The organism is Kribbella sp. NPDC054772 (assembly GCF_053611945.1).
On the sequence record NZ_JBSHBJ010000001.1, the window covers coordinates 56,076 to 62,659 of the forward strand.

Annotated in this window: 7 protein-coding genes; all 7 read left to right on the top strand. The window is 70.3% G+C overall.

Annotation, left to right across the window (positions count from 1 at the left end; translation table 11 throughout):
• Nucleotides 1–26: 26 nt before the first annotated feature.
• From ACWGID_RS00265 to ACWGID_RS00295, 7 genes are read left to right on the top strand one after another with little or no spacing between them, the layout of a single operon-like run.
• Complete coding sequence (locus ACWGID_RS00265) at nt 27–1,376, top strand: FGGY-family carbohydrate kinase (protein WP_452192953.1); 1,350 nt, start codon at nt 27–29, stop codon at nt 1,374–1,376.
• On the top strand, nt 1,373–2,002 hold the full coding sequence (locus tag ACWGID_RS00270) for a histidine phosphatase family protein (protein WP_452192955.1): 630 nt from the start codon (nt 1,373–1,375) through the stop codon (nt 2,000–2,002). The genes ACWGID_RS00265 and ACWGID_RS00270 overlap by 4 nt, the downstream gene beginning before the upstream one ends.
• Nucleotides 1,999–2,799, top strand: coding sequence for a DeoR/GlpR family DNA-binding transcription regulator (locus tag ACWGID_RS00275; protein WP_452192957.1), 801 nt, complete (start codon nt 1,999–2,001; stop codon nt 2,797–2,799). The genes ACWGID_RS00270 and ACWGID_RS00275 overlap by 4 nt, the downstream gene beginning before the upstream one ends.
• 41 nt (nt 2,800–2,840) lie before the next feature.
• The gene (locus ACWGID_RS00280; RefSeq protein WP_452192959.1) at nt 2,841–4,301 is read left to right on the top strand and encodes an FGGY family carbohydrate kinase; all 1,461 of its coding nucleotides are present in this window, start codon (nt 2,841–2,843) and stop codon (nt 4,299–4,301) included.
• The gene (locus ACWGID_RS00285) at nt 4,298–5,317 is read left to right on the top strand and encodes a 2-hydroxyacid dehydrogenase (protein ID WP_452192961.1); all 1,020 of its coding nucleotides are present in this window, start codon (nt 4,298–4,300) and stop codon (nt 5,315–5,317) included. The genes ACWGID_RS00280 and ACWGID_RS00285 overlap by 4 nt, the downstream gene beginning before the upstream one ends.
• A 21-nt stretch (nt 5,318–5,338) precedes the next feature.
• Complete coding sequence (locus ACWGID_RS00290; RefSeq protein WP_452192963.1) at nt 5,339–6,034, top strand: MgtC/SapB family protein; 696 nt, start codon at nt 5,339–5,341, stop codon at nt 6,032–6,034.
• Nucleotides 6,035–6,056: 22 nt separating this feature from the next.
• Nucleotides 6,057–6,488, top strand: a complete 432-nt coding sequence (locus tag ACWGID_RS00295) for a MarR family winged helix-turn-helix transcriptional regulator (RefSeq protein ID WP_452192965.1) — start codon at nt 6,057–6,059, stop codon at nt 6,486–6,488.
• Nucleotides 6,489–6,584 lie beyond the last annotated feature (96 nt).

Sequence of the window (6,584 nt, forward strand, 5' to 3'; positions counted from 1 at the left end):
GATAACACTCACTTGGGAGGCGTTCAGTGGCCTGGATCGGTCTCGACCTCGGCACGCAAAGTGTGCGGGCCGTGCTGGCCGATGCCAAGGGCCGCGTTCTGGCCCGCGCAACGCGCCCGCTCGCGAGCCACCGCGACGGCGTCCGGCACGAGCAGGATCCCCAGTCCTGGCTGAGCGCCGTCGACGCGGTCCTGGCCGAGGTCGGCGCGGCCGGGCTCGAGGGCATCGCGATCTGCTCCACCTCCGGCACCTTCCTGCTGACCGACAGCACCGGCCGGCCCGTCACGCGAGCGCTGATGTACGACGACGCGCGCGCGGCCGCCCGTCGCGGTCAGATCGTGGACGCGGATCCGGATCGCTGGGCGACGAGCATGCAACCGACCTGGGCGCTGCCGAAGATCCTCGATCTGGTCGCCGACAGTGACGACCTCGCGGATCGCCGGGTCGCCCACAGCGCCGATTTCGTCGCGGCGCACCTGGTCGGCCATCCGGTCGCCACCGACACCAGCCACGCCCTCAAGACCGGCTACGACCTGATCGCCGAGTCCTGGCCGGCGGCGGCCTTCGACAAACTCGGCCTCCCGCTCACCCTGTTCCCGGACGTCGTACGGCCCGGCACCGAACTCGGCCGGACCCCCGAAGGCGTGCCCGTCTACGCCGGCATGACCGACGGCTGCGCCGCTCAGATCGCTGCCGGCGCTCTCGCACCCGGCGCCTGGAACTCGGTCCTCGGCACGACCCTCGTGCTCAAAGGCGTCAGCGCCGACCTGATCACCGACCCGACCGGTGCGGTCTACAGCCACCGTCACCCCGACGGCGGCTGGCTCCCCGGCGGAGCATCGAGCACCGGCGCCGGCGTACTGACCGAGCTTCTCCCCGGAGCCGACCTCGACGCTCTGGACGGGCTCGCGCACCCGATCGACGCGGTCACCTACCCGATCGCGAAAACCGGCGAGCGGTTCCCCTTCGTCGCGCCGCAGGCCGAGCGCTTCACCCTCGGCAGCACCCCCGACGACTTGCACACGTACGCCGCTGTTCTGCAAGGCGCCGCGTTCATCGAGCGACTCGCCTTCGAGCACCTCGAGACGCTCGGGGCCGACCCGGTGCGCTCGGTCTCACTGACCGGCGGCGCCACCCGGAGCGGTTACTGGAACCAGCTTCGCGCTGACGTTCTCGGCGTACCCGTGGAACTTCCCGCGGTACCGGACCCGGCGTACGGCATGGCTGTCCTGGCGGCGTCCGGCGGGACCGACCTGACCGGCACGGCGCAACGGATGGTTCGTGTCGACCGTGTCCTCGAGCCGGGCAACCGGCCACTTGATGATCTGTACGGCGAGTTCGTCGCCGAGCTCGACCGCAGGGGGTACCGGGGATGAAGACCACGATCGTTCTGGCTCGGCACGGCCGGACCGAATGGCATCACGGCAACCGGTACACCGGTTCCACGGACCTTCCGATCGACGAGGTCGGCGCACAGCAAGCGCAGCAGCTCAAGGACTGGGCGACCGACTATGCGCCCGACGTGCTCTGGGCGTCGCCGATGCTGCGGGCCCGGCAGACGATTACGCCGACCGCCGAGGCACTCGGTCTGACGCCGACGCTCGACGCGCGGCTGCGCGAGGTCGACTTCGGTTCGGCCGAGGGCAAGATGCTCGGCGAGATGCCGCCGGCGGTGGGCAAGGCGTTCGAGCTCGACCCGGTGCGGAACCACTTGCCGGGTGGCGAGGACCCGGTCGCCGCGGCCGATCGGGTCCATGAGGTCTTCGGTGAGATCGGCAAGCAGTACCAGGGGCAGAAGGTCCTCGTCGTCGCTCACAACACGCTCATCCGGCTGCTCGTGTGCAGGGTCCTCGGGCTGCGGTTGAACGACTACCGCAGACTGCTACCTGCACTCGGTCCCGCGGCACTGGTGCGTTTCCGTTGGCAGGACGGCACAGTGGGTCTCGAGGCGTACAACGTTCCACCCCTGATTCCTGCACTGCGTTTGGAGACCCTGGCATGACATCGGATGTCGACGGTGACACCACCGAACTGAGCCGTCCCGCGCGCCGGCAGGCCGAGATCGCGGCGTACGTCGTGAAGCACGGCTCGGTCTCGGCCAACGACCTGGTCGAAGCGTTCGGCGTGAGCGTGATGACCGTGCACCGCGACCTGGACGAGCTCGAACGCCAAGGCGTGGTCCGCAAGTACCGCGGCGGCGTCAGCGCGCAGCCGACCAGCGTGTTCGAGAGCAACGTCGCGTACCGGCTGAACACCGCGCACGCGGAGAAGGCCGCGATCGCCCGGCACGCGCGGGCGATGATCGAGCCCGGGATGTCGGTGATGCTCGACGACTCGACCAGCGCGCTGGCTCTGGTCGACCTGTTCGAGGACATCACCCCGTTGACCGTGGCAACGAACTTCCTGCCGGCCATCACCCGGTTGTCGCAGCTGCGCGACATCACGCTGCTGGCACTCGGCGGGATCTACTCGGCGACCCACGACTCGTTCGGCGGGATGCCGTGCGCGGGGGCCGTCGAGGCGCTGCACACCGACCTGCTGTTCTGCTCGGTGTCGGCGGTGTCGTCGACGCACGCGTTCCACCAGGAGGAGGAGATCGTCCTGGTGAAGCGGGCCATGCTGCGCTCGGCGAAGACCAAGGTGCTGCTGGTCGACCACGGCAAGCTGCAGCGCACCGCCCTGCACCGGCTGGCCCCGCTGACCGACTTCGACATCGTCGTCGTGGACGAGAAGACCCCGGAAGACCTGATCACCCCGCTGCGCGACCACGGCGTGACCGTGGAGGTCGCCAAACTCTGATCACTCGCCGAACTTCCGGCTCAGGACACTAGGAGGGGCGTATGGATGTTGGCGTCGACGTCGGTACCACGGTGACCAAGGCGGTCGCCTTCGACGACGCCGGCCGTCCGGTGGCGGTGGCCTCCCGGCCGACCCGGCTGGTCCGGCCGGCGAGCGGCCGGTTCGAGCATGACACCTCGGAGATCGTTGCGTCGGTCAACGAGGTGGTGAAGGAGCTGGCCGGCACGGTGGGGGACCGTCCAGGGGTGCTGGCGATCACCGCCCAGGGCGACGGCCTGTGGCTCGTCGACGCCGACGGTACGCCGGCCCGCCCGGCGATCTCGTGGCTGGACGCGCGAAGCAGCGCGATCCTCGAGCGCTGGACCACGGACGGGGTCGCGGAACACGTGTTCCGCCGTTCCGGAAACCGGATGTTCCCGGGCGCATCGGGGCCGCTGCTGGCCGCCGTACTCGCGGAGGAGCCCGACGTGATCGAGCGCTCCGGTACGGCGGCGTACTGCAAGGACGTCGTGATGCAGCAGCTCACGGGTGTCCGGGCGACCGATGTCTCGGACGCGTCGGCGCCGTTCCTCGATCCGCGCACCAACACGTACGACGACGCCGCGCTCGCCGCGACCGGTCTCGGTGAACTGCGTCATCTGCTCGCGCCGGTCGAGCCCGAAGGTCCCGTCGGCGAACTGCGGACCGACGCGACCGGCATGGCCCGCGGCACCAGAGTCTCCGCCGGCCCGTACGACCTCCCGGCCGCAGCCGCCGGCGCCGGTGTGACCGAGCCCGGCGACGCGCTCCTGACCGTCGGTACAACGTTGGCCTGCCAGGTCGTCACGCGTGAGCTCCCCGTCGACGGTGAACCCGCCGGCCTCTTCCTCGGGACGTGGACCCCGGGCGTCTGGCTCCGCGCGATGCCCGCCATGGTCGGTACGGCGGCCCTCGATCGCGTGCTCGCCCTCGTCGGCGTCAGCACCGATCAGCTACCGTCGCTCCTCGCGGACAGCCCACCCGGCGCATCTGGCGTCACCGTGCTGCCCTACCTCTCGGAAGCCGGCGAACGCGCGCCGTTCGTCGACACGCGCGCCCGCGGCACGATCGACGGCATCTCGCTGTCCACGACGACCGCCGACCTGGTCCGCGCGACCTGCGAAGGCATCGCGTACGCCGCTCGGCACTGCCTCGATGCAGCAGGGTGGACCGGCCGCGTGACGGTGTGTGGGGGTGGTGCGCGGAGCAGCGAGTGGACCCAAATCCTCGCTGACGTACTGAATGCGCCGCTGCACACCGCCGAGGCCGAGCAGGTTGCGGCGCGCGGAGCCGTGATCTGTGCGCGCCGTGCGGTCGACCCGGACAGCGCCGGCGCGGAGTGGATCGCGGAGACCCGCCAGGTCGACCCGGATCCGGAGCGCGCCGCGTTCTACGCCGAGGGATACGCCCACTACCTGCGCCGCATCGACGCGGCCCGCCCGCGCTGGTCCGACCCAGCACCTACTTTCCCAGGAGTTCGATGAGAACCGTCAAGACCCTGCTCGCCGGCGATCACTTTGTCCGCAACGATCTGCTGGCCGCGGCCCTCGGCACGATCCCGGACGTCGGGTTCGAGTTCCGCGAGCTGACGCTGCCCTGGCCGCTGACGCCGTACGGGCGCGTTGCCGAGGTGGACGAGGCCAGTGACGTGGAGGACCAGCTGATCGAGGCGCTGGCCGGGGTCGAGCTCGCGGTCACCCAGATGGGCCCGTTCACCGAGCGAGTGCTGGACGCGGCGCCCGACCTGCGTTTCCTGGTCGTCTGTCGCGGCGGTCCGGTGAACGTGAACGTGGCGGCCGCTGCGAAGCGCGGGATCGCCGTCGCGTCGACGCCGGGCCGGAACGCGGTCGCGGCTGCCGAGCACGCGATCGCGCTGATGATGGGGGCCCTGCGCAACCTTCCGCGACTGCAGAAGACCCTCGAGCAGGGCGAGTGGCGCTCCGATCTCTACGCGTACAACGAGTGCGGCGTCGAGCTCGACGGCTCGACAGTCGGCCTGATCGGGTACGGCGCGATCGGGCAGCGCGTCGCTCGGGTCCTGCTCGCCTTCGGCGCCCGGGTGTTGGTCGCCGACCCGTTCGTCGATCAGGCCCCGGACGGCATCGAGCTCGTCGAACTGGACGAACTGCTGCGGCGCTCGGACGTGGTGAGTCTGCACGCGCGACTCACCGACCAGACCCGCGGAATGATCGGTGCCGAACAGATCGCGTCGATGCCACGTGGCGCCGTACTCGTGAACACCGCGCGCGGCGGGTTGCTCGATTACGACGCGACGGTGGGCGCGCTGGAGTCCGGGCAGCTCGGGGCCGCGGCGTTCGACGTGTTCCCGGCCGAGCCGCTGCCGACGGGCTCGAGGCTGCTGACCGCTCCAAACATCGTGATGACGCCGCACCTGGCCGGCGCCACCCGCCAGACCGCGCACCGGGCCGGCTCGATCGCCGCCGAAGCCGTCGCCGCGTTCCTCAACGGAAAGGACCCCGTAGGACTGGTGTCCGCGTAAGCCGGGCATCGGACTCGAATCATGAAACTCCAAACGTCCAGTACCTGGACCGAACTCCTGCTCCTGCTGATCGCGTTCGTGCTCTCGATGCTGATCGGCATCGAGCGCCAGATGCGGCAGAAGAGCGCCGGCATGCGGACGCACACCCTGGTCGGCACCGGCGCCGCACTCTTCACCCTGGTCTCCGGTTTCGGCTTCACCGCCGTCCTGGGGACGGACGTGAACCTGGACCCGTCCCGGATCGCGGCCCAGATCGTCTCCGGCGTCGGCTTCCTCGGCGCCGGCGTGATCTTCATGCGCCGTGACGTCGTCCGCGGGCTCACCACGGCGGCGACGATCTGGATGACGGCCGCGATCGGGATGGCCTGCGGCGCCGGCATGCCGGTCCTCGCGGTCGCCGCGACCGTGCTGCACCTCGTCGCCGTCGGCCCGTTCGCCCGGCTCGCCCGCTTCCTGCCGTCCCCGGACCGCCGCCGCACAGTGACAGTGCGGTACGACGACGGCGCCGGCGTACTCCGGTCGATCCTGTCGACCGCGACGTCTATGGGTTTCGAGGCGTCGGTGCTCGGGACCGAAGTACACCGGGACGGGTCGCGACCACAGGTGCGGGCGTCGATGCGGTTCTCCGGCCGGCCGCCGCTGCAGAACCTGGTGCTCGCGCTGGACGACCTGGACGGGGTCACCGGGGTGCGTTTGCGCAACGACGAGGATGATTGAGATCATCAGCTAAGCTGATGGTATGCCTGCTTCGGATGCTGCCGCCCACGAGATCCGTACCAGCCTCTTCCGCCTGGTCCGGCGGTTGCGTCAGGAGCGGCCCGAGGGGGAGCTGAGCTACTCCCAGCTCAACGCGCTCGGGTGGTTGGAGCGCGAGGGTCCGAAGACCAACGCGGAGCTGGCGGCTGCCGAGCGGGTCACGCCGCAAACCATGATGCGCGCGACCACCGAGCTGGTCACCGCGGGGTTGATCAGTCGTGCTGACAATCCCGCCGATCGACGGCAGGTACTGCTGAAGATCACCGCCGCCGGGACCACGCTCGTCCGCGAGGACCGCCGGCGCCGCGACACCTTCCTCGCCAAGGCGATGGACACGACGCTCACCCCCACGGAGCAGGACCTCCTGCACCTAGCCGCGCGCCTCATGGACAAACTCTCCGAGGTGCCGCAGTGACCAGCACCTGGGGTGCGGCGCGCACACAAAATAGATCGCCGCCACCAGGGTGGGTGGGGGTCACAAGCACCCACGGGGGGGGGGGGGAGCGGGGCG